Source organism: Aneurinibacillus thermoaerophilus, from assembly GCF_019603355.1.
GTDB classification, from domain to species: Bacteria; Bacillota; Bacilli; order Aneurinibacillales; family Aneurinibacillaceae; genus Aneurinibacillus; species Aneurinibacillus thermoaerophilus.
Genome location: NZ_CP080764.1, coordinates 1,185,995 through 1,207,078, shown reverse-complemented (window position 1 = coordinate 1,207,078; position 21,084 = coordinate 1,185,995). Strand labels below are relative to the sequence as shown.

The window sequence follows — 21,084 nt, the reverse complement described above, 5'->3', positions numbered from 1 at the left end:
CCTCTCCTATTCGGACTTGTTTCGCACAAGAATGCGAATCGGAGTTCCTTCCAGTGGAAACGCTTCTCTAATCTTGTTTTCCAGGTAGCGCTGATAGGAAAAGTGCATCAATTCTTTATCATTGACAAACAACACAAGCGTTGGTGGCTTAACAGATACTTGGGTCGCGTAGTTAATGCGCAAGCGGCGTCCTTTATCGCTCGGCGGCGGCGTTACTGTCGTCGCTTCCTGAATTAAATCATTCAGCACAGGAGTGGCGATACGAAACGCATGCTGCTCCGCCACTTGAGCCACTTTCGGCAAAATAGTATGAACACGCTGCTTTGTTTTCGCTGATACAAACAAAATAGGCGCGTATGATAAATACTTAAATTCTTGACGGATTTCAGCAACAAACCGATTCATCGTCCGTTCATCCTTTTCGACTGCATCCCACTTGTTAACGACAATGATAACGCCGCGCCCTGCTTCATGCGCATACCCAGCTACTTTTTTGTCCTGCTCGATAATCCCTTCTTCCCCGTTGAGCACAACGAGCACAACATCAGAACGTTCCATCGCGCGGAGCGCGCGCATCACGCTGTACTTCTCCGTCGATTCATACACTTTTCCCCGTTTACGCATACCGGCTGTGTCAATTAATACATATTCCTGACCTTCAAACATAAACGGCGTGTCAATCGCGTCGCGCGTCGTGCCTGCAATATCGCTCACAATCACACGTTCTTCCCCGAGCAACGCGTTTACAAGCGAAGATTTGCCGACATTTGGCCGGCCGATAAGCGAAACGCGAATCACGTCCTCATCGTATGCATCCTCTTCATGTTCTGGAAAATGCTTTATGACCTCATCCAACAAATCACCAATTCCCGTCGCATGAGCGCCGGATACCGGATACGGCTCACCGACACCGAGCGAATAAAATTCATAAATATCGTGCAAGCGCTTTGTGTTATCGATCTTGTTGACCGCAAGTACAATCGGCTTCTTCGAGCGAAATAGCATGCGAGCCACGCTCTGATCTTCCTCGGTAATGCCGACGGTACCGTCTACGACAAAGATGATGACATCCGCTTCATCGATCGCCAGTTCAGCCTGATGCCGGATGGAATCAATAAGAGCGTCATGATCGTCAAAGGCGATGCCGCCTGTATCAATTAAATAAAACGATTTGCCGAGCCATTCCGCTTTGCTGTACAGGCGATCCCTTGTTACACCGGGCACGTCTTCGACAATCGCCAATCTTTCCCCTACAATTCGGTTAAACAGCGTCGACTTACCAACATTCGGCCGGCCGACAATTGCTACTACAGGATTTGCCATAACTTACTACCTCTCTTTTTCAATATCTCTACTATCATAGAATGAATTGTAAGGACAGGCAAGACAAACGGGAAGACGCCCGCTACGAATGTTTGACAATAATTAGCGTGTCAGGCGTGATTTCATGCGCTATCCCATCAAGAATTTTCTCCAGCGTAAACGCAATTTGCTGCAATTCTTTTTCCTGCTTGGCATAAAAAATCGGCGCGCCTCCGCCAACATGGGTTCGATCTGTCGTAATAATAGCAAGAATGTATTTTTCAAGTGAAATGGACACCGCCTAACGTGCCTCCTTCCCTCGTTGGTTAACATCAGCCGCGCGAGGCAGGCGAATCGCACTGTCCAGCACCGGTACTTGGGATATGGTTTCTAAAATTTTACTTCTATCTTTTTCTTCAGGTAGAAGGAAAATACCGAGTTTGCCATTCTTCATATTCCGCTTGGCCAGCGGAACAAGCGCCGGTTCACCGGAATCACGATATACACCGTGAATCGCCGACACGTCATGCAGAATGGCTTGGCGCTGACCCAAATTAGAAATAGTGATCAGGCTATTGGCGTTTTTTGGCGTGATAACAATTCCGACCCCGTGTCGGCGAATCTCCTCACGATCCGACCTAAGCCCAATATTCATAATATAAATATCATCAACATATAAATTCGGGCCGTCGAGGGTCACTTCCCCTTCATCAATATCGGCAATTTGCCCGATTACTTTTCCCGACATAAGCCAACCGTTTATAAAAAACATAAGGATGCCCCCCAAAACCCCTGTCCATACCGATACTTTAAGGATAATCAATGTAACCACGAGCGAGGTAAGCATCACAAGATAATTGCGTCCTTCAAATGCCTGGGCAATGCCTTCGATATAAGAGACACCGCGCGGCACAAGTTCCATGTTGTCCAACTGTTGCAGCATGTTTCGTTCCATGTTTCGTACATCACGGAATTGCTGAGCGGCCAACCCGAGAAATGTCACCGCCGTCCAGTCGGCCTTCAGAATAGCCGGAATTACTACCGAACCGATAAGCGCGGCAATAAACCCAAGCGCCAAATGGATGATCCGTCCATGCGGATAGGTCGGATATTGCCGATAGTCCGTGCGCAGCATATACACGCGGGCGGCTACCCCAAACAGCACCCCCAACGTCACTGGAATGACATAATCCACCTCTTATCGCCCCCTCTTCACAAGAACTTTGCGCATGAGGGACATACTTATGCGAAGGCAAAAGAATAAAACAGAATGCAACGCCATACCGACAAGAAGCGATAAAACAAGCATATCGCGAAAAATGAATCCACCCAGTGTAACGGAAGGCGCGTACGAGTATAAGAAAAACTGCACCAAAACTTCCATAAGACAAAGCCCAAAACCGATAATTATAAAAGCCTGTTCTGGTTTTCGGGTCATAAAAGGTGCAAGCGAAGCAGCCACGCCGGCAACAAGATACACTTCATCCGCCACCTGAAGTATCGGATCTATCATCAACATATACCGGAACAAAAACAGCGTAACGCCGCAAAGCAGAGCGGCGGTAAAAGAATATTGTCGTATGTCGCGTTCCTGCCTGCTCCATAAGGCAAAAAAGAAAACAAAGGGCAACAAAAATGCACCAACACTGCATGCTCCCATCCCGAATGGAATAAACCAGCCGCTCGTCAGATAGAAAACGCCAAGAAGGATAAAAAATGTGCGCGCTTGGATGCGCAGACGCGAAAACAAAGCGTCCATGGTACCCATCCAGCTAAACACCAAAATAAAGAACAAGCAAACGAACGATAAATATCCCGGATTCATAGTCGATTCCCCTTTTTGCGTTTCTGTCTGTATTATTGCCGAAAAGCGGGAAAAACAAGACACAAATGCTATAAGAAAAAGTAAAAGCCATCCGAATGATTGCTTCGGATGGCTTTTTTTCTTCCTTTCTTTGTCTGATGACTTATTTCTTCCTTTTCGCCAGCGCGGCGCAGTCAATGCCACGGAGAGTGGCCCAATGGTACGTTTCACCTGTAATGACAAGCGGAACTTGCTGCAACATAGCAATGGTTGGTGCACCAAGCGCCGTCATGATGATCGTAAGCTGTTCATGCAGGCTATGCACATATTTGACCGCTTCTTCCGTCCGGCCTTCTACCGCATAGCGAAGGAACGCGCCAGCTATGCCGACACAAGAAGCGCCAAGCGCCAGACAGCGGGCAATATCAAGACCGTTCTTTATGCCACCGGTTGCCACAATATCGGGCTTTTCGGAAAGCGATGCGACTTCAAGCAGGCTCGCCGCCGTGGAAATGCCCCATTCATTCAGCATATCAAGCGGCTGTACCCGGCGCATGTTTTCAATACGTGCAAAATTCGTACCGCCACGCCCACCAACATCAATTGCGGCCACACCGCATTCTGCAAGCTGTTTGGCCGCTTCCTGCGACATACCAAACCCGACTTCCTTAACGATTACCGGTACGTCAAGGACAGATACAATCTCTTCAATGCGGCGAAGCGCCCCACGAAAATCCCGCTCGCCTTCTGGCATAATTAACTCCTGCATCACATTCAGATGAATTTGCAGCGCGTCCGCTTCGATCATTTCTACCGCGTACCGCGCCATATCCGGTGTTGCTTCCGCGCCCAAATTGGCAAACAAAAGACCCCGCGGGTGCTCCTGGCGCGCAATCCGATATGTATCGACAAGCGAAGGATCTTTCACGGCTGCCATTTGCGAGCCGACTGCAAGCGCCAACCCTGCCTCCCGGGCCAAAATACCAAGCGACTGGTTAATGTTGTATGTTTCTTTTGCACCGCCTGTCATCGCGTTTATAACAATCGGCGAACTCAATGCGAGTCCGCCGATCGATGTCCTTATATCCACCTGTTGCATCGTGAGATCAGGCAAGCAATTATGAACGAACTTCACATCATCCAATCCATGGGTTTCAGATTGGCCCGTCGCCAGCGCATGTTCTACATGTTCTCGTTTTCGTGAAGTTCTTGACATTGCGCCCCTCTGTCATCTATTAAGATTTAAATTTTTTAAGCAAGTCGCTCATATTGCCCATGCGATCAGCAATAGTAACACTCATGCTGCCAGGCGCATTTTCTTCCACCTGGTAAGCGGCTACTTCTTTTTTCACTTCTTGCTTCTGCTTTTCATCCAACGCTTCGCGAATGCTTAGGCTCATCCGTTCTTCGCTCGGATTGAAGTCCAGAATTTTTACGTTAACTTCTTCGCCTTCTTTTAGCACTTCATCCGGCGTGCCGATATGGCGGTTGGCAATTTGTGAAATATGAACAAGCCCTTCTACGCCAGGCGCTACTTCGATGAACGCTCCGAAGCTTATAAGACGTTTCACGGTTCCTTTTACAACATCACCTGCTTTGAACTTGTCAGCTGCCTGTTCCCATGGACCCGGTAACGTCGCCTTAATACTCAAGCTAATGCGTTCGTTTTCTTTGTCCACTTTCAACACTTTTACTTTGACTTTCTGGCCTTCTTTCAGTACATCAGCCGGCTTTTCGACATGGTGCCAGGCAATTTCGGAGATGTGAACCAAGCCATCTACACCGCCCACATCCACAAACGCACCAAAATCGGTCAGACGTTGTACAGTTCCTTCAATAACAGAACCTGGTTCAAGGCTCTCAAGCACCTTTTGCTTCTGCTTATTCGCTTCTTCTTCAAGCACAGCACGGTGAGAAAGGATAACCTTGTTCTTTTCCTTATCTAGTTCAATAACTTTAACGGAGAGAGTTTTTCCTTTGTAGTCAGAGAAGTCTTCCACAAAGTGACGCTCCACATGTGAAGCTGGAATGAAACCGCGCACACCAAGGTCGACCACCAAGCCGCCTTTTACAACGTCAGCAATAACTACACCGAACACTTCTCCAGATTCGAATTTTTTTTGCAGCTCGCCCCAAGCTTTTTCCGCGTCAACCGCGCGCTTGGACACGATCATCTCGTCTTTTCCTTGATCAATGCGAATCACTTTCACCTGAATTTCTTGACCTTCAGAAAGAACATCAGCTACTTTTTCGATATGAAGGCTGGATACTTCGCTGATTGGAAGGATGCCATCATACTTATAGCCTACATCAACCAAGGCTTGTTTCTCATCTACACGGGTTACGGTTCCAGTCAATACCTGATTAACCTCCACCCCTTTCAAACCTTGTTGACCATTCATTCCCATTTGATTTTCCTCTACCATAGACCATACCTCCTTGAAATAAAAGCCATTCATAACAATAAATGCTTCTTGCTTCCCAAAAAGGAACAACAAGCAATTATAACAAACAGCAGCATATTTATCTTAGCTTACCAAAGTTATCTATAAGAGCGCTAGTGCCAAACATGCTAAATTGCGAACCTGCACCTTCCTTGGGTAAGCGAAACAACTTACAGCTTGAACGAAATAAAAATTCGAATTACGCACGTTTTTTATGTATGTCCATAAGCGCCTGAATTTCGCGTCGGATGACTTCAGCGGCGTACTGCGTGCGTTCCCCGCTTTCTTTCCCCGCCACCTCGGCAACTATATCAATAGGCTTGCCATAAATAATTGTGATTGGACGAAATAAGCGGTACGGGCCGATAATCGCAACCGGTACGACACGAACACCAGCTTTTAACGCGATCATAGCCGCACCTGGAAGCACTTTGCCCACATCGCCTGCGCCTGCCCGGTTCCGCCTGCCCTCTGGAAAAATTCCGAGCACTTTTCCTTGATTGACTACCTCCAGCGATTTGCGAATCGCCTGACGATCGCCAGCCCCTCGCTTCACCGGAAACGCGCCGAAATTCCTGATAAGCCAGGAAAGCACCGGCACCTTAAAAAGTTCCTGCTTGGCCATGAAATGCACCTGACGTTCGATGCCGCAGCCGAGCAGAACTGGATCCCAGTTACTGATATGGTTAGCGCACAACACGATCCCTTCGCCATCCGGAATGTTTTCCCGCCCAATTACACGCCAGCGATATACGCTCGCGAAAATCCCGCGAAAAAGCGAGCGAAAGAAAGGATATAAATGAATGCCCACTGTTACGCTCTCTCCCCAACTTTTTCTCGGTGCAACTCGACGATGCGATCAACCACCTGTTCGATGGTTAACCCCGTTGTATCGACCAGCACAGCGTCTTTCGCCTTTTTAAGCGGAGCCGTCCTTCGCTCGCTATCTTTACGGTCACGCTCGGCAATATCGTGCAACAGTTGACTATAATCGACCGTTATCCCCTTCTGCTCCAACTCCTGAAAACGGCGCCGTGCCCGTTCTTCAATCGACGCAGTCAAAAAAATCTTCAGTTCTGCGTCCGGCAATACCGCCGTTCCGATGTCGCGTCCGTCCATAACGACGTCCTGTGTACTGGCCATTTTTCGCTGCATTTCTACTAGTTTCTCCCGCACGAGCGGATGTGCCGCTACCGTGGATACACACCGGGTCACTTCAGGCGAGCGAATCGCTTCCGTTACGTCTTCGCCATCCACATATACGCGCTGTATGCCCTTCTTCGTTTCAAGCGTAAGATTCATTTTATCCAGCAGCTCACGTAGGCCATGTTCATCCTCTACTGAACACCCCTGTTTAAGCGCTGTCAGCGTCACAGCTCGATACATAGCACCAGTGTCAACATAAAGCACACAGAGCCGCTTCGCCACAAGCTGCGCTACTGTACTTTTCCCGGCTCCAGCCGGTCCATCAATCGCAATTTTCACAATACCATCTCACCCTACCTATACGCCTGCTACATGCTTTATATTATGCTAATAAACAAAAAAGCAGGGCGTGCCTGCTTCTTTCTTTTGTATTTGATTCAAACTAAGCGATAGTGTTAATTAAGGATAGCGGGCAACATGCTATTCAATTACTTTCATAGTAACATAGCCCTCAGGGGGATGCAATGCCTTCCAGTCTCACCGTATCGACAAGAAAGTAGCGAACAGAATCGAATGCAAGCAGGAACTGACTGGCCAAAAGAAGCACCCATCCCCCTACAATCGCTATGGTAAGCCACTTCTCAACCCAAGCGGCTAAGAAGATAAAACGCTTCTCATATGCTGTATCCTTGCTTCGCCTCACGCGCAACACTCCTTTCTGTGTTTCCAAGTATTGCCGCGCCTATCCGCCTTTATTCCTCCTAAAGAGCGATCGCTTTGATTTTTTCTATTTTCACTTCTTCTCCGGTAGACGCGTCTATATACACGCGGTAACGATCTTGACCTAATCCTCCGTAAAACTCATATGCCTGCACCTCTTGGCCGCTCTCGTTTTCAATTACGGCGAGCCTTGCTTCCTTCACTTTAAGACCCGGATTCACTTTCGCGCGCGCCTGCGCTTCTGTCAAGCCCGGCTTCGCAAGTGTACGCGGACGATGGTTAAGCAAATAGCTTTCACCTTGGAAACCGAGAACGTCCCCTTTGTCAAGCGCCACTTTAACCGTCACCGTATCCGGATAAATGCGTATATCTCCTTGTTTATACACATATGTAAATACCGCAAGTCCTTCATATTGGCCGTACGATACTGCCTCCATGGAACGGTATCCGCGCTCAGCAAGATAACGATCCGCCTTTTGTTTTGCTTCTTCAATCTTTAATTTTTTCGCCGTTACATCGCGTTCGTCTAGTACCCAGACAACTTTGCCTCCTTTTTTCGCAACATCCACATGTACAGGAGTGGGATCGCCTTTGCGTACAATACGCACGCTGAACGATTCATAGTCTCTGCCGCTGCCATTATCAACTACCGTCGCTTCCGCAAGCTGCGCGGGCGTAATGTTGACAAACGCAAGCGCTCGCTTTTTTGCTTCTTCGGCAGTGACTGGAGTTCCTTTTATCGATTGAATCTTTAGCTTGCGGGCAGCGTTCAGGCTGCCAATCCCGGAACCGAAATCGACATCTTTGTACCCTCCCACACTTTTGTCAACGACTTTTAATCCGTCGATGATTGTATTGTCTTCTTGCTTCTCTTCAGTGGCCAGCGCCGACTCGACATCCATCCAACGCAAATGCTTATCGATGACGGCGGTCTGCACCTTTTGCAGCTGGCTTTGTATTTCTTGAGAATGGCGATACAAAGCTTGCAGTGTTTTGTATTCTTTGTCTGACAGAGGCTTTTTTTCCAAATCGCGCACTGCGGTTTGGTAGCTAAAATCCGCCACATTGGCAAGAAACTTTTGCGTCTGGTTAAACGGAAGTAATGTAAGCGGCAGTTGCCCCACGTCATTTTGCGCAGAATAAGCAAGACGCCATACGTTCGTCAAACACGGGGTGAGCTGCTGGCGCGAATTGACAGCAATTGTTTTGCCCAGCTCATCCTGCAGTTTGTCGATATGATAATTTAAGTTATGAAACGCACGTTGATATTGGTTTTCTGCTTTAATGAGCACTGAATTTTTCTCTTGGTTTTCTTGGTATCCCCACATCCCGGCGCCGATAGCCCCGACCGCGAGAATGGGCGCCAACACGCCCGCAATTTTCCAATACATGTCCGCATCACCTTTCCTTGTATGCCTTTGCACCTGTTCTTGGTAGTAGTGTGAGGAAAGAGATGCTTATTTATGCAACAAAGCGAAAAGGAGAATCCTCCCTTTCGCTTTTAGATCGGTTCGGAACGAATATGAAGTTTTTCTTTGTTGCTGCAAATACATTGTTTAAACCCTGTTTCGACTTTTCCGTTTTTCTCGCGAGTACCGCGCAAAACGTAGCGTTCACCGCAAACCGGACAATAAATGGTGACTTTGCACCGCTCCCGTTCTGTCGTCATATCTTTTCCGCCTCCTCTTGCTCATAGTGTTGCCCAAAAGCGGCAGCGATAGACCTGTTAAGTGCAGCCCGGCTGCGTTTAATAGCGACCATCCACAAAAACAGCATAAACGGAATCATAAGCCACGGCCAAACCGTTCCCCCAACCATGAGAATGAAATCATACGTACCGTGCAAAAGCACAGGAATAAAAAGGCTGAGCACCAAAAACCAACGCTGTTTAGAAGCAGGAGAAAACTTTGCTTTGCCGAGGTAGTATCCCATCAGTACGCCGAACAGCCCGTGGCTTGATACAGGAAGTAACGCCCGGTAAAACGCGGTCGATACTCCATGGGATAACAGGTAAAAAAAGTTTTCCAGCGTAGCAAATCCGAGCGAAACAGCGACCGAGTACACGATTCCATCGTACGGTTCGTCAAACTCCACATGCTTGTATACCGTGTAATAAATAATAAACCATTTAAAAAACTCTTCCAGAAATCCAGCCGAAAAATAAGCCTGTGCAAACACGCCAAGATGAAGCTCTTCCTGAAATCCAAACTGCACAACCATCACGGGAAAAACGAGCAAAATACCCATGATAAAGCTTTTGACAACCATATGAAGCGGTTCTGTTTCGTATTTGTCTTTTAGATAAAAATAACTTAAAATAGCAATACCAGGAGCAAGCGCAGCTCCCACGGTCGATAACATAGCTTTCGACTCCCTTTGTTTCCGGTTCTCCTTTTATCATGGTACCACGTAATATTGATGAAAGAAATATTTAAGCACACTGCAATCACATTTTCAGACTACCAATTAACTTTGCAAAAAACGAGATGGCCAAACGTTCGTGCCATCTCGTTTTTCCTTTCTGGTAACTTCGTATCTGCTACCCGGCCATCCGGCGGGAGATTTCTTGCGCAAGAATCCCACCATGAAAACGACCGTTTTCAATAAAAATTACATTCGCGTCATTCCCCGCCGCAATGACTCCGGCAATAAAGACGCCAGGCACATTCGTTTCCATCGTCTCCGGATTATGTTCCGGCTCCCCCGTTTCTTCATGCACCTTAACGCCTAGCGCGTTAAAAAACGTGCGATCCGGTCGATAACCTGTCATCGCGAATACAACCTCATTCTCAAGCTTTATTTCCTCACCGTTCCGCACAACCACAATGTGGTCTTCATGAATACTTTTCACTTCTGTATTAAACATGGCCTTGATCCAACCTTTGTTTACCATCGATTCAAATACAGGCCGCACCCATGCTTTAATGGAAGGAGAATACTCCCCTCCGCGATAAATCCATGTTACATCTGCTCCCGCACGGTACAGATCCATCGCCGCGTCCACCGACGAATTTTTGCCGCCGATAACAGCCACTTTCATACCGTGGTATGGGTGCGCCTCTTTAAAATAATGCGATACCTTCGGCAGGTCTTCGCCGGGTATATTCATATAGTTCGGATTATCATAATATCCCGTCGCGATCACGACAAAGCGGGTCCCGTACTCGGCACGCACGCCGTTTCGCTTGGTTGTGCGCACCGCAAACGTTCCATCTGTTCGCCTCTTGATCTCCTCCACTTTTTCATATGTACGAATGCGCAACTTACGGCGTTCAGCCACTTCACGATAATAAGCAAGCGCCTCCTGACGCGTCGGCTTTTCATGAGAGATGATAAACGGTATGTCCGCAATCTCCAGCAACTCCGGTGTACTAAAGAAGTTCATAAATGTAGGATATCCGTAAATCGAATTCACAACGCACCCTTTTTCGATAATAAGCGGGTCGATGCCTCTTTTCTGCAGTTCGGCAGCCGCCGACATGCCGCATGGTCCTGCGCCGACAATAATGACCTGTTCCATGTTTACTCTCCCTCCTGCGACTCCATTTACCTTTTTGCCGATCTTTTGCAATTCGAAATCAAAAAACGAGTTCTTTTTCGTAAATACAAAAATCCCCTACAATCTACATTGTAGAGGATTTTGTCCGTCTATTTCAATTAGATCCAGCCACGGAACTGGCATGCTTCCGCCATTTTGCGAACGCCCACCATATAAGCAGCGAGACGCATATTTACGTCACGCGTCACGTGAATATTGTACACGTTATTGAAGGCGCGTACAAGCACTTCACGCAGACGGGACTCTACTTCTTCCTCTGTCCAGTAGTACCCTTGATTGTTTTGTACCCATTCGAAATAGGATACCGTTACACCGCCGGCGCTTGCCAATACGTCCGGCACGAGCAGGATACCACGCTCGGTCAGGATGCGAGTCGCTTCAAGCGTAGTCGGCCCGTTTGCAGCTTCAACGACAATTTTCGCTTTAATGTTGTGCGCGTTTGCAGCAGTAATTTGGTTCTCGATTGCGGCCGGCACAAGAATGTCGCAATCCAGTTCAAGTAGCTCTTTGTTCGTAATCGTATTGCTGAACAGTTTTGTAACCGTGCCAAACGAATCACGGCGATCAAGCAAATATTCGATGTCAAGACCGTTTTCGTCGTACAACGCGCCGTATGCGTCAGAAATACCGATAACTTTTGCACCTGCATCATGCATAAATTTCGCTAGGAAGCTTCCTGCGTTTCCAAAGCCTTGTACAACTACTCGGGCACCTTGCAAATCAATGCCTTTTTTCTTAGCTGCTTCCTCGATGCAAATGGTTACCCCTTTCGCCGTTGCTGTTTCACGTCCTTGAGAGCCGCCCAGTACAATCGGTTTACCCGTGATAAAGCCCGGAGAATCGAATTCGCGAATGCGGCTGTACTCATCCATCATCCACGCCATAATTTGCGAGTTGGTGAATACGTCCGGCGCCGGAATATCTTTTGTCGGCCCTACAATCTGGCTGATGGCACGCACATAACCACGGCTCAGGCGCTCTAATTCACGGAAAGACATTTCACGCGGATCGCAGATAATACCGCCCTTTCCTCCACCATAAGGCAGGTCAACGATCCCGCACTTCAAACTCATCCAGATGGAAAGGGCTTTTACTTCATCTTCTGTTACATCAGGGTGAAAGCGCACCCCGCCCTTTGTCGGCCCTACCGCATCATTATGCTGGGCCCGGTAACCGGTAAATACCCTTGTCTCACCATTGTCCATGCGTACCGGAATACGTACGGTAAGCATGCGCATTGGCTCTTTCAGGAGTTCATACATTTCTTTCGGATACCCCATTTTTTCAAGGGCTTCAGCAATAACCGTCTGTGTTGCCTTAAGCACATTCAGGTTCTCTTGCTGCTGTTCTGCGCTCCCATTCGCAGAAGTTTCGGTTACCACATCTTTTTCTCCCATAACTTACCACCTCAAAAATTGTTCATAAGTCGGTAACAACGACATAGCCAGTATAACTCTTTCTCTTACGTTTTGGAAGGTGTAAATCTGGCTTTTTCACTATGAAATCAAAAAAAGTATGTTTTAAAACCAAAAATTATGTTTTTTTATAAACAAATATTAAAAAAAATACACCTGTTTATTTTTATATTTATTGCTATTTACTGATTACAAATAAATAAACAGTATGACATATATCTATCAGCAAGCATGAAATATAAACTTTTTTAGTTTTTTCGTTTTGTCTTTCCTATATCCTTCATCACCACATGAAAAAAACGAGAGCACGATCTCGCGTCTCGTTTTTTATGCTTATCCTCTAATTTCTGCAATTTCAGGTACGTTGCGCTTCACAAACGCCATAATCTCCTCAGCTGTTCCCAATTCAAGCGCTTGCTCTGCCAGCGATTGTAATGCCGTACGGTTCAGCTTATGAATCAAGGCACGTGCAGGCAATACAGAGCTCGTGCTCATGCTGAATTCGTCCAGCCCCAAGCCGAGCAGAAGCGGAATGGCCGTAAGATTACCTGCCATTTCACCACACATACCTGCCCATTTCCCCTGGCTGTGTGCCGCCCGAATCACCATCCGAATCAGGCGCAACACCGCCGGATGGAACGGCTGCGCTAAATACGATACACGTTCATTCATGCGATCCGCTGCTAGCGTATACTGCACCAAATCATTTGTACCAATGCTGAAAAAGTCTACCTCTTTTGCCAGCTGGTCTGCAATCATCGCAGCCGCAGGCACCTCCACCATCATTCCAACTTCCATCTTTGGATTATATGGAATACCTGAAGCATCCAGTTCCTGCTTTACTTCCGTAAGCAACTGGTTCGCCTGACGCAATTCTGTCAGTGTCGCAATCATCGGGTACATTAATTTAACATTTCCATGTACGCTCGCACGCAAAATGGCACGCAGTTGAGTTTTAAATATCCCCGGCTGATCCAGACACAGGCGAATGGCCCGATAACCAAGGAACGGATTCATTTCTTCCGGTACATCGAGGTATGGCAATTCTTTATCGCCACCAATATCCAATGTACGAATCACAACTGGACGCGCGCCGAATGTTTCCGCTACCGCCTTATATGCCTCATATTGCTCTTCTTCAGAAGGCAATCCGATGCGACCCATATACAAAAATTCCGTCCGATAGAGACCGACGCCCTCCGCCCCGTTTTTCTTCGCTCCGATTGCATCATGAAGGTTTCCGATATTGGCTACTACCTCGACATGATGTCCGTCGGCAGTGATGGATGGTTCATCTTTCAACTTCTTCAATTCCGCAAGGTAAGCCTCGTATTTCGCCTGCTTGTCCCGATACAGAGAAGTGGTCGCTTCATCAGGGTTCTGATACACAACCCCTTCATTTCCGTCCACAATTATATAATCTCCCTGCTGAATGACAGACGTAATCTCTTTCAAGCCGACAACAGCAGGAATTTCCATCGAACGTGCCATAATGGCCGAATGAGACGTACGTCCACCGATATTGGTGGCAAATCCAGCCACTTTCTCCCGATCCAGCTGCGCAGTATCAGATGGTGTTAAATCGTGTGCCAGCAGCACAACCGGTTCGGCAAAATCGGCCAGCGACTGGCCTTCGATGCCTGCCAGACGTTGCATGACACGACCACTAACATCGCGAATGTCCGTTGCTCTTTCCCGCATATATTCGTTGTCCATGCTTTCAAACAACATAACAAAGCTGTCCGTTACATCCTGCAATGCCGCTTCTGCATTCAACAACTCATTCTTGATTTTATCCTTGACCGCACCGATGTACTCCGGATCTTGCAATACAAGAATATGAGCGGAGAAAATTTCCGCTTCTTCATCTCCTACTTTTTTACGCACCTGTTCGCGGATGCCTTCCAACTCACGAATAGCCTGCGCCACTTCTTCCTCGAAACGAGCGATTTCCCCCGCTATTTCAGCCGCGTCCAGTGCGCGGCGTTCCACTTCTACTTTGGCTTCATGCAGCAAAAAAGCAGGGCCCATCGCATATCCGGAAGCTGCGGCGATTCCTGTCCATTTCATCACTGTATATCTTCCTCTCCCGCCTGTCTTTTCTTTACTCTAAGACGGACTCAATGATTTCACCTACTGCTTGCAATGCTTCCTGTTCTTGTTCACCTTCCGTTACAACTGTAAGAGTTTCTCCCTGACGAATCCCCAGCGACATAATACCCATAATGCTTTTTGCGTTCACTTTTTTATCGTCTTTAATAATTGTGACTTCACATGGAAACGCGCTTGCTTTTTGCACCAGCATCATTGCAGGTCTTGCATGAAGACCGGAAGGATTTTTTATTGTAAATACTTTTTCTGCCATTTTATATACCTCCTATACACTAGCGTTGCATAAAAACGAGAGCGAACAGTTTTTAATGCAACGCTACTAACCTCCTAAAAAATACGGAATATGATACCGCTTTCTTCTCCCACAAAAATAAAAAAGCACGAGAAAATCACCTGCTTTACGATTAACGGATCGCAATTGCAGGAAACTTACTCATGCCTGGTCGAACCAGTCACACGTACCGATATTTTATGGAGTTGTAACATGATTAATCATTCGCTGAATGTGTAAGGTTAAATAACTTGCTTCAGCTTCTGGAACGGTTAATTGTAGCTCATTCTGCATAATTTTTACCAACTTATAACTTAAACTATAACATATCGGATATTCTTTACGCAACAATTCGCTCAATGGATGGTTCTCACCGAGGCCAATTCCTTCTTCCGCCCGTTGAATGGCAAACCGTAAATGCGTAAGCAAACGGGCATAATCAAAAGACGTTTTATCGATTTCAATCTCCAGTTCAGATTCAATAGTCTGAACCAGACGGGAAATTAACATAGAGGAACGATTGATTCTGCTTAAACTCTGATTTTCGCGAACACTGTGTAGATGCAGAGCAATGAAACCGATTTCATCATCAGGAATGGTCATATTCAACCCTTCTTCCAGCATACATACTCCTTCGCGAGCCAGTTCATATTCGTAGGCATACAGGCTGCGTACTTCATGTAAAAACGGATTATGAATCTGGATTCCCTGCCGCAACCGCTTCACCGCAAATGAAATATGATCCATCAATGCCAACATAAACCAATCGCTCATTTTCTTATCCAGCTTTTTTTCTAGATATTGAACATATTCATTCACCACTCGAATTACATCTTCGTCCGCTTCTGAAAACATGCATATTACTCGCTCTTTATTTTCTTCTGTAGAAAGAACGAAAACTTTCTCAATAGCTGCTTGGCTAGTAATGATTTCCCCTTTGGCTTTCTGAAAGCCGATGCCTTTGCCTAACAGAACTACTTCCCGTTTTTGCTCATCACGGGCAACTAGCGAGTTATTGTTTAATACACGTTTAATCTCATAACGTTTTCCATTGCCCATACCACTTCATCCTTGTCTCCTCGTCTCCTCATTCTGATGAATGCATTGTAAAACATGGCCCACAGAGAACGCAATGATTTTGCTTTCTTCCGCTTACTTTGCGCCCGGCTTTCCAAGCAAAGCAAACATATTTTTTTTATATGCGTCTACACCCGGTTGATCAAACGGATTGACCCCAAGCACATAACCGCTAATGCTACATGCTTTTTCAAAGAAATAAACAAGTTGACCAAAATAGTAAGGTGTTGCTTCCGGAATGTTAATCTTCAAATTCGGTACGCCGCCCTCCGTATGGGCAAGCATTGTACCCTCACACGCTTTTTCGTTTACCTCATGCATTGTTTTATCCACAAGGTAATTCAGCCCATCAAGATCATCGCTTGATTCCGGAATCGCAAGCTGCGTATGCGGTGTCTCTATCCAGAGGGTTGTTGCAAACATATCACGTCGTCCATCCTGCACGTACTGTCCGAGCGAGTGTAGATCGGTAGTAAAATTCATGCTGACCGGAAATAACCCCTTCCCATCTTTTCCTTCACTTTCCCCGAATAATTGCTTCCACCATTCCGCAACATACTGCAAAGAAGGCTCATAGTTTACGAGCAGCTCAATGCTTTTTCCTTTGCTGTAAAAAATATTACGAATGGCCGCGTACTGGTATGCAGCGTTGACGTTCATATCTAGCTGGCTGTACAGCTTAACTGCGTCAGCGGCTCCTCTCAGCATGTCGTCAGTGTCAATTCCGGCTACCGCGATTGGCAATAGACCTACCGATGTTAACACGGAATAACGCCCGCCAATCTCATCCGGTACGACGAATGTTTCGTATCCTTCTTGCTCCGCCAGTTGTTTCAGCGCACCCTTTGCTTTATCCGTCGTCGCAATAATCCGTTGTCTTGCTCCTTCTTTACCATAGCGCTTCTCTAGTAAGTTGCGGAACAAACGAAACGCAATGGCCGGTTCCAGCGTCGTACCGGACTTCGAAATCACGTTTACGTATACTTCCTTGTCCTGTACCATCTGCAAAAGCTGAGCCGTATACGCCGCACTCATATGGTTGCCGACAAAATAAATTTTCGGTCCTTTCCGCTGTTCTTTTGGCAACTGGTTATAGAAAGCTGGGCGTAACATTTCCAAAGCGGCCCTCGCCCCCAGATAGGAACCACCGATACCGATAACAATCAGCATATCTGCCTTCTCGCGAATATTTGCACTCGCTTGTTTTAGGCGCTTATATTCTTCTCGATCGTAGGAGTGCGGCCAATCTACCCAGCCTGTATATTCATGGCCTACCCCCGTTTTCCCATGAAGCATGTCATGCGCCCGGCGCACGTCCGGTTCCATATATTCCAGTTCATGCCGTGTGAAAAACTCCCGCGCTTTACTGTAGTCAAACGTAATTTGTTTATTCACCAAATAGCCTCCTTCTGTCTGTCAAATCCAAGCGTCGTCTCTGTTCCCGGAATGTCGTTGTCAATGGTACCCGGAATTCCGATTGTCGGTAACCCTTTTTCGGAAAGTTTTTGTGCACCTCGAAAAGAACCATCTCCCCCGATAACAACAAGCCCTTCAATGCCTTTTGCACGAAGCTGTTCAATTCCTTGCTGCTGTCCTTCATCCGTTTTGAATGCTTCACAACGGCTGCTGTACAGAATGGTTCCTCCGCTATTTTTCGCATCACGCTCACCCTTACTTTTCATATATTGAAGTAGCTAAAAAATCCATCTTCATAGCAGCATGTGCCCGTATTCAGCTTTTCTTTTTCCTGTCTCCCACAATTATAACGAGACTTACTTTATCCCTCTTATATGTTTTTCACCCCACGTTCATGGATAAATTTCCTATAAATGATAATACATGTTTACTATAAAGTTTATACGTAAAATCTGTCAATTACGTCAATTACATTAAAAAGTAATTGCAAAAAAAGAAAGCCTGTACTATATTATTTTTCATAAAGCGCCCGAGTTCGCTTTTGAAAACGGATTCAAAAACTTCACACTAAAAATCATTTACACGATCCATGACGTGTTACTGTGTTCGACCAGGCATGAGTAATGGAAAGCATGTAGAATATATCACTGTTTTTTTATAGAACAGTATCTGTATATTCTACCTACTTTCTATTGCTCATGCCCTTTTTTGCGTGGTGGCATCCGTGTAAAGGAAAAGGAGGAACATAAGCATGTTTAAGAAGGCTTTTGGCGTATTGCAACAAGTTGGTAAATCACTCATGCTTCCTGTTGCCATTTTGCCTGCTGCCGGTATTTTGCTAGGTCTCGGTAACGCACTGCAAAATCCGTCATTATTGGAAAGGCTTACATTCTTAGCATCACCAGCCTTCCAGATGGTTTTCAAGGTGATGGAGCAAGCTGGAGATGTTATCTTCGGCAATTTGGCCCTGCTTTTTGCCGTTGGTGTTGCCGTTGGCCTGGCAGGCGGTGAAGGCGTAGCCGGAATCGCTGCCATTATCGGTTTTCTAGTCATGAACAAGACAATGGGGGTTCTCCTAAATGTAACGCCTGAAACAATAACACAAAGCAAAGGGTATGCCATGGTGATGGGTATTCCTACCTTACAAACTGGCGTATTCGGTGGAATTATCATCGGTCTGTTGGCTGCCTTTATGTATAAAAAATACTCCAACATTGAACTCCCCCAATTTTTAGGATTCTTTGCCGGAAAACGCTTTGTACCAATTGTGACAGCTGCTTCCACTCTTGTGCTGGGCATTATCATGATTTTTGTATGGCCGCCGATTCAAAATGCACTGAACACATTCTCGCACAGCATGATCGATTCGAATCGAACACTCGCAGCCTTTGTTTTCGGTCTAATTGAGCGTTCTTTAATTCCATTCGGACTCCATCATATTTTCTATGCACCGTTCTGGTTCGAATTCGGTGAATATGTGGACAAAGCGGGCCAGGTCGTTCATGGGGATCAAAAAATCTTCTTCGCTCAATTGAAAGACGGTGTAGAACTTACAGCCGGTACATTCATGACAGGAAAATTCCCCTTCATGATGTTCGGACTTCCGGCCGCCGCACTGGCAATGTACCATGAAGCGCGTCCTGAGAAACGCGCACTCGTTGGTGGTATTTTAAGTTCTGCGGCACTAACGTCATTTCTAACAGGGATTACAGAGCCAATCGAGTTTACATTCTTATTTGTTGCCCCTGTTTTGTTTGCGATACATGCAGTGTTTGCCGGTCTTTCATTCATGGTTATGCATCTCCTGAATGTAAAAATCGGGCTAACATTCTCCGGAGGTGTCATTGACTATATCCTGCTTGGGATTATCCAAAATCGCACTGACTGGTGGTTAGTCATTCCGGTAGGTCTTGTATTCTCTGTCATTTACTACTTCGGGTTCCGTATTGCCATTCGCAAATGGAATTTAAAAACACCCGGACGTGAAGGAGAAGAAACAACCAATCAAGAGAACGCATCCGCAAATCGTTTTGCGACTGGCGTATTGGCAGGACTTGGTGGAAAAGAAAACATCAAGCATTTAGATGCATGCATTACACGCTTACGCGTATCTGTGAATGACATTAAAAAAGTGGACAAGGAAAAACTAAAGCAACTTGGTGCGGCTGGCGTACTCGAAGTTGGCAATAACATTCAAGCCATCTTCGGTCCAAAGTCCGACCAGTTGAAAGAACAAATTAAGGATATAATGGCAGGTAAAATCCCAACAGAACCTGTTTATGTAGAAGAAGTAGCGCCACTTCCTGTAGATGCGTCACTATCGGGCGAAAACACAGAAGCTGCATTTATTATGCCAATCGATGGGAAAGTGGTAGACCTGAAAGATGTACCTGATCAAGTCTTCTCACAAAAAATGATGGGCGATGGTTTCGCGATTGAGCCGGATAACGGAGAAGTCGTATCACCGATAGACGGAACGGTTACTACGCTATTCCCGACGAAGCATGCGGTCGGCCTTCTGGCTGACAATGGTCGCGAAGTTCTGATTCACTTCGGAATCGACACGGTCAAATTGCAAGGAGAAGGCTTTGAAGCGCTTGTGGAACAGGGTGCGAAAGTCAAAGCCGGACAACCTTTGCTTCGTGTAAACTTAAATGAAATCAAAGGCAAAGTACCGTCAACGATTACACCGATTATTTTCACAAACCTTTCCGGTGAAAAAGTTATCGTGACACCTGGCTCGCACGTAAAACGCGGCGAGAAAAATGCCGTTAAACTTACAAAATAATCTTACTGTATAAAAACTTGGCTGGCACCTACAAATAGTGCCAGCCTTCATTATTTTTATAAAGATAAGAAAAGCGCATGGAAACATGCCATGCGCTTCGCTTTTTATGCACAATCAGCTGAAATATCGGCAGAAAACTTTCACCGCATCTCCATCTACAATTACTTTTCCGTATTCTTGTAAGACGTGCTTAGTTAGGGTGGAAGCTTCGCCGTACTCCGATAGCAAAGCTATGAAATCATTGTATTCATCTCGAGGTAGATCGATTTCTTCGAACACAAGGTAATAGCGCCCGTTGTACGCGTACGCGCTGCCGCCGTCAATCAATTTGGCGTTAACGCGATGCGCAAGCGCAATCAAATGCTCGAAGTCCTGAAATACATACACAATATCTTCACTTTCTTCCAATGTGACCTGCATTTCATATATGTCATCGTAGTCCATATCATCCATGTCATCATGTACCTCGGTCTTGCCGCGCGTTACAATAACAACCATACCCTGGGCCGGCAGGGAGAATACTTCGACTGCCACGGGTCCATTAACCGTAAACCCCACTTCGTCTTGAGCCTGATTCATCATATCATTGAAAAGTTCGTGCACTTTTGGAATGTCACGCCACATATCATCCTTTTCAATTCCTCGTTCCATCAGGTCATCGAATGTTAAAAAGATTCTTATTTTATCCTGATTCAGACGTTCAACGCGCATTATGACCCCTCCCTCCGCAAATTCGGTGGTAGTATTACAATACGTTGCATGATCCTCTTTTGTTCAAAAATATTATGCGACTTTTTTAATGATAACATGGAGTGAAAGCAAGGTACAAGGTGGGAGAAGAAAAAATATGAGACAGAGACATAAACGCAAGGCTAGAATTTCATAATTCTAGCCGCGAAATCCCCCACACCATTGCGATAGCAATAAGCGCTCCGATGATAAACGAAACAAGCATGCCCGCGCCGTACGAATTCGGTTCGTCTTCACAATACTCTTTCCTTTCATCGCGGTTCATTGCCTACCCACCTTC

Annotated in this window: 21 protein-coding genes and 1 pseudogene; 1 reads left to right on the top strand and 21 read right to left on the bottom strand. The window is 46.3% G+C overall.

Annotated elements, in window-relative coordinates; all coding sequences use genetic code 11:
• Window positions 1-6: 6 nt before the first annotated feature.
• The 19 genes and pseudogenes from der to K3F53_RS06375 all read right to left on the bottom strand — a co-directional run.
• Window positions 7-1,323 carry a ribosome biogenesis GTPase Der gene (gene der, locus K3F53_RS06465; protein WP_057899317.1) on the bottom strand — a complete coding sequence of 439 codons (1,317 nt, stop codon included), beginning with the start codon at window positions 1,321-1,323 and terminating at the stop codon, window positions 7-9.
• Between the two features lie 82 nt (window positions 1,324-1,405).
• Window positions 1,406-1,600, bottom strand: a complete 195-nt coding sequence (locus K3F53_RS06460) for a capping complex subunit for YIEGIA (protein WP_057899318.1) — start codon at window positions 1,598-1,600, stop codon at window positions 1,406-1,408.
• Window positions 1,601-1,603: 3 nt separating this feature from the next.
• Window positions 1,604-2,497 carry a YIEGIA family protein gene (locus K3F53_RS06455; protein WP_281423723.1) on the bottom strand — a complete coding sequence of 298 codons (894 nt, stop codon included), beginning with the start codon at window positions 2,495-2,497 and terminating at the stop codon, window positions 1,604-1,606.
• Window positions 2,498-2,500: 3 nt separating this feature from the next.
• Window positions 2,501-3,127, bottom strand: a complete 627-nt coding sequence (locus tag K3F53_RS06450; RefSeq protein ID WP_057899320.1) for a YphA family membrane protein — start codon at window positions 3,125-3,127, stop codon at window positions 2,501-2,503.
• A gap of 142 nt (window positions 3,128-3,269) precedes the next feature.
• Window positions 3,270-4,322 carry a type 2 isopentenyl-diphosphate Delta-isomerase gene (gene fni, locus K3F53_RS06445; RefSeq protein ID WP_057899321.1) on the bottom strand — a complete coding sequence of 351 codons (1,053 nt, stop codon included), beginning with the start codon at window positions 4,320-4,322 and terminating at the stop codon, window positions 3,270-3,272.
• A gap of 19 nt (window positions 4,323-4,341) precedes the next feature.
• On the bottom strand, window positions 4,342-5,532 hold the full coding sequence (rpsA, locus tag K3F53_RS06440) for a 30S ribosomal protein S1 (RefSeq protein WP_057899322.1): 1,191 nt from the start codon (window positions 5,530-5,532) through the stop codon (window positions 4,342-4,344).
• Between the two features lie 217 nt (window positions 5,533-5,749).
• Window positions 5,750-6,355, bottom strand: a complete 606-nt coding sequence (locus K3F53_RS06435) for a lysophospholipid acyltransferase family protein (RefSeq protein ID WP_057900370.1) — start codon at window positions 6,353-6,355, stop codon at window positions 5,750-5,752.
• 8 nt (window positions 6,356-6,363) lie between these two features.
• Entirely contained in the window at window positions 6,364-7,038 is a 675-nt protein-coding gene (gene cmk / locus K3F53_RS06430; RefSeq protein ID WP_204244868.1) for a (d)CMP kinase, read from the bottom strand.
• Between the two features lie 169 nt (window positions 7,039-7,207).
• Window positions 7,208-7,399: a hypothetical protein gene (locus tag K3F53_RS06425; RefSeq protein WP_139184899.1), complete on the bottom strand. Its 192-nt coding sequence runs from the start codon at window positions 7,397-7,399 to the stop codon at window positions 7,208-7,210.
• Between the two features lie 58 nt (window positions 7,400-7,457).
• On the bottom strand, window positions 7,458-8,807 hold the full coding sequence (ypeB, locus tag K3F53_RS06420; RefSeq protein WP_057899325.1) for a germination protein YpeB: 1,350 nt from the start codon (window positions 8,805-8,807) through the stop codon (window positions 7,458-7,460).
• Window positions 8,808-8,917: 110 nt separating this feature from the next.
• Entirely contained in the window at window positions 8,918-9,085 is a 168-nt protein-coding gene (locus K3F53_RS06415) for a hypothetical protein (protein ID WP_175493549.1), read from the bottom strand.
• Entirely contained in the window at window positions 9,082-9,777 is a 696-nt protein-coding gene (gene prsW / locus K3F53_RS06410) for a glutamic-type intramembrane protease PrsW (RefSeq protein ID WP_057899326.1), read from the bottom strand. The genes K3F53_RS06415 and prsW overlap by 4 nt, the downstream gene beginning before the upstream one ends.
• 178 nt (window positions 9,778-9,955) lie before the next feature.
• Window positions 9,956-10,936 (bottom strand): YpdA family putative bacillithiol disulfide reductase, encoded by a 981-nt coding sequence (locus K3F53_RS06405; RefSeq protein ID WP_057899327.1) that lies wholly within the window; start codon window positions 10,934-10,936, stop codon window positions 9,956-9,958.
• A 137-nt stretch (window positions 10,937-11,073) separates the two neighbouring features.
• The gene (locus K3F53_RS06400) at window positions 11,074-12,372 is read right to left on the bottom strand and encodes a Glu/Leu/Phe/Val family dehydrogenase (protein WP_057899328.1); all 1,299 of its coding nucleotides are present in this window, start codon (window positions 12,370-12,372) and stop codon (window positions 11,074-11,076) included.
• A gap of 351 nt (window positions 12,373-12,723) precedes the next feature.
• Window positions 12,724-14,460, bottom strand: coding sequence for a phosphoenolpyruvate--protein phosphotransferase (gene ptsP, locus K3F53_RS06395; RefSeq protein ID WP_220560803.1), 1,737 nt, complete (start codon window positions 14,458-14,460; stop codon window positions 12,724-12,726).
• A 34-nt stretch (window positions 14,461-14,494) separates the two neighbouring features.
• Window positions 14,495-14,755 (bottom strand): HPr family phosphocarrier protein, encoded by a 261-nt coding sequence (locus K3F53_RS06390; RefSeq protein WP_057899330.1) that lies wholly within the window; start codon window positions 14,753-14,755, stop codon window positions 14,495-14,497.
• Window positions 14,756-14,971: 216 nt separating this feature from the next.
• Window positions 14,972-15,832, bottom strand: a complete 861-nt coding sequence (glcT, locus tag K3F53_RS06385; RefSeq protein WP_057899331.1) for a glucose PTS transporter transcription antiterminator GlcT — start codon at window positions 15,830-15,832, stop codon at window positions 14,972-14,974.
• A gap of 93 nt (window positions 15,833-15,925) precedes the next feature.
• Window positions 15,926-17,245, bottom strand: coding sequence for a glucose-6-phosphate isomerase (locus K3F53_RS06380; protein WP_057899332.1), 1,320 nt, complete (start codon window positions 17,243-17,245; stop codon window positions 15,926-15,928).
• Window positions 17,246-17,265: 20 nt separating this feature from the next.
• Window positions 17,266-17,532 (bottom strand): annotated as a pseudogene (locus K3F53_RS06375) (6-phosphofructokinase); the annotation flags it as partial.
• Window positions 17,533-18,017: 485 nt separating this feature from the next.
• Here K3F53_RS06375 and ptsG point away from each other — a divergent pair.
• Window positions 18,018-20,054 carry a glucose-specific PTS transporter subunit IIBC gene (gene ptsG, locus K3F53_RS06370; RefSeq protein WP_220559825.1) on the top strand — a complete coding sequence of 679 codons (2,037 nt, stop codon included), beginning with the start codon at window positions 18,018-18,020 and terminating at the stop codon, window positions 20,052-20,054.
• Window positions 20,055-20,168: 114 nt separating this feature from the next.
• Here ptsG and K3F53_RS06365 read toward each other — a convergent pair whose 3' ends face one another.
• Together K3F53_RS06365 and K3F53_RS19615 are read right to left on the bottom strand one after the other, a co-directional pair.
• Window positions 20,169-20,765 (bottom strand): genetic competence negative regulator, encoded by a 597-nt coding sequence (locus tag K3F53_RS06365; RefSeq protein WP_057899335.1) that lies wholly within the window; start codon window positions 20,763-20,765, stop codon window positions 20,169-20,171.
• A gap of 169 nt (window positions 20,766-20,934) precedes the next feature.
• Window positions 20,935-21,069 (bottom strand): hypothetical protein, encoded by a 135-nt coding sequence (locus K3F53_RS19615; protein WP_257721572.1) that lies wholly within the window; start codon window positions 21,067-21,069, stop codon window positions 20,935-20,937.
• Between the last annotated feature and the right edge of the window lie 15 nt (window positions 21,070-21,084).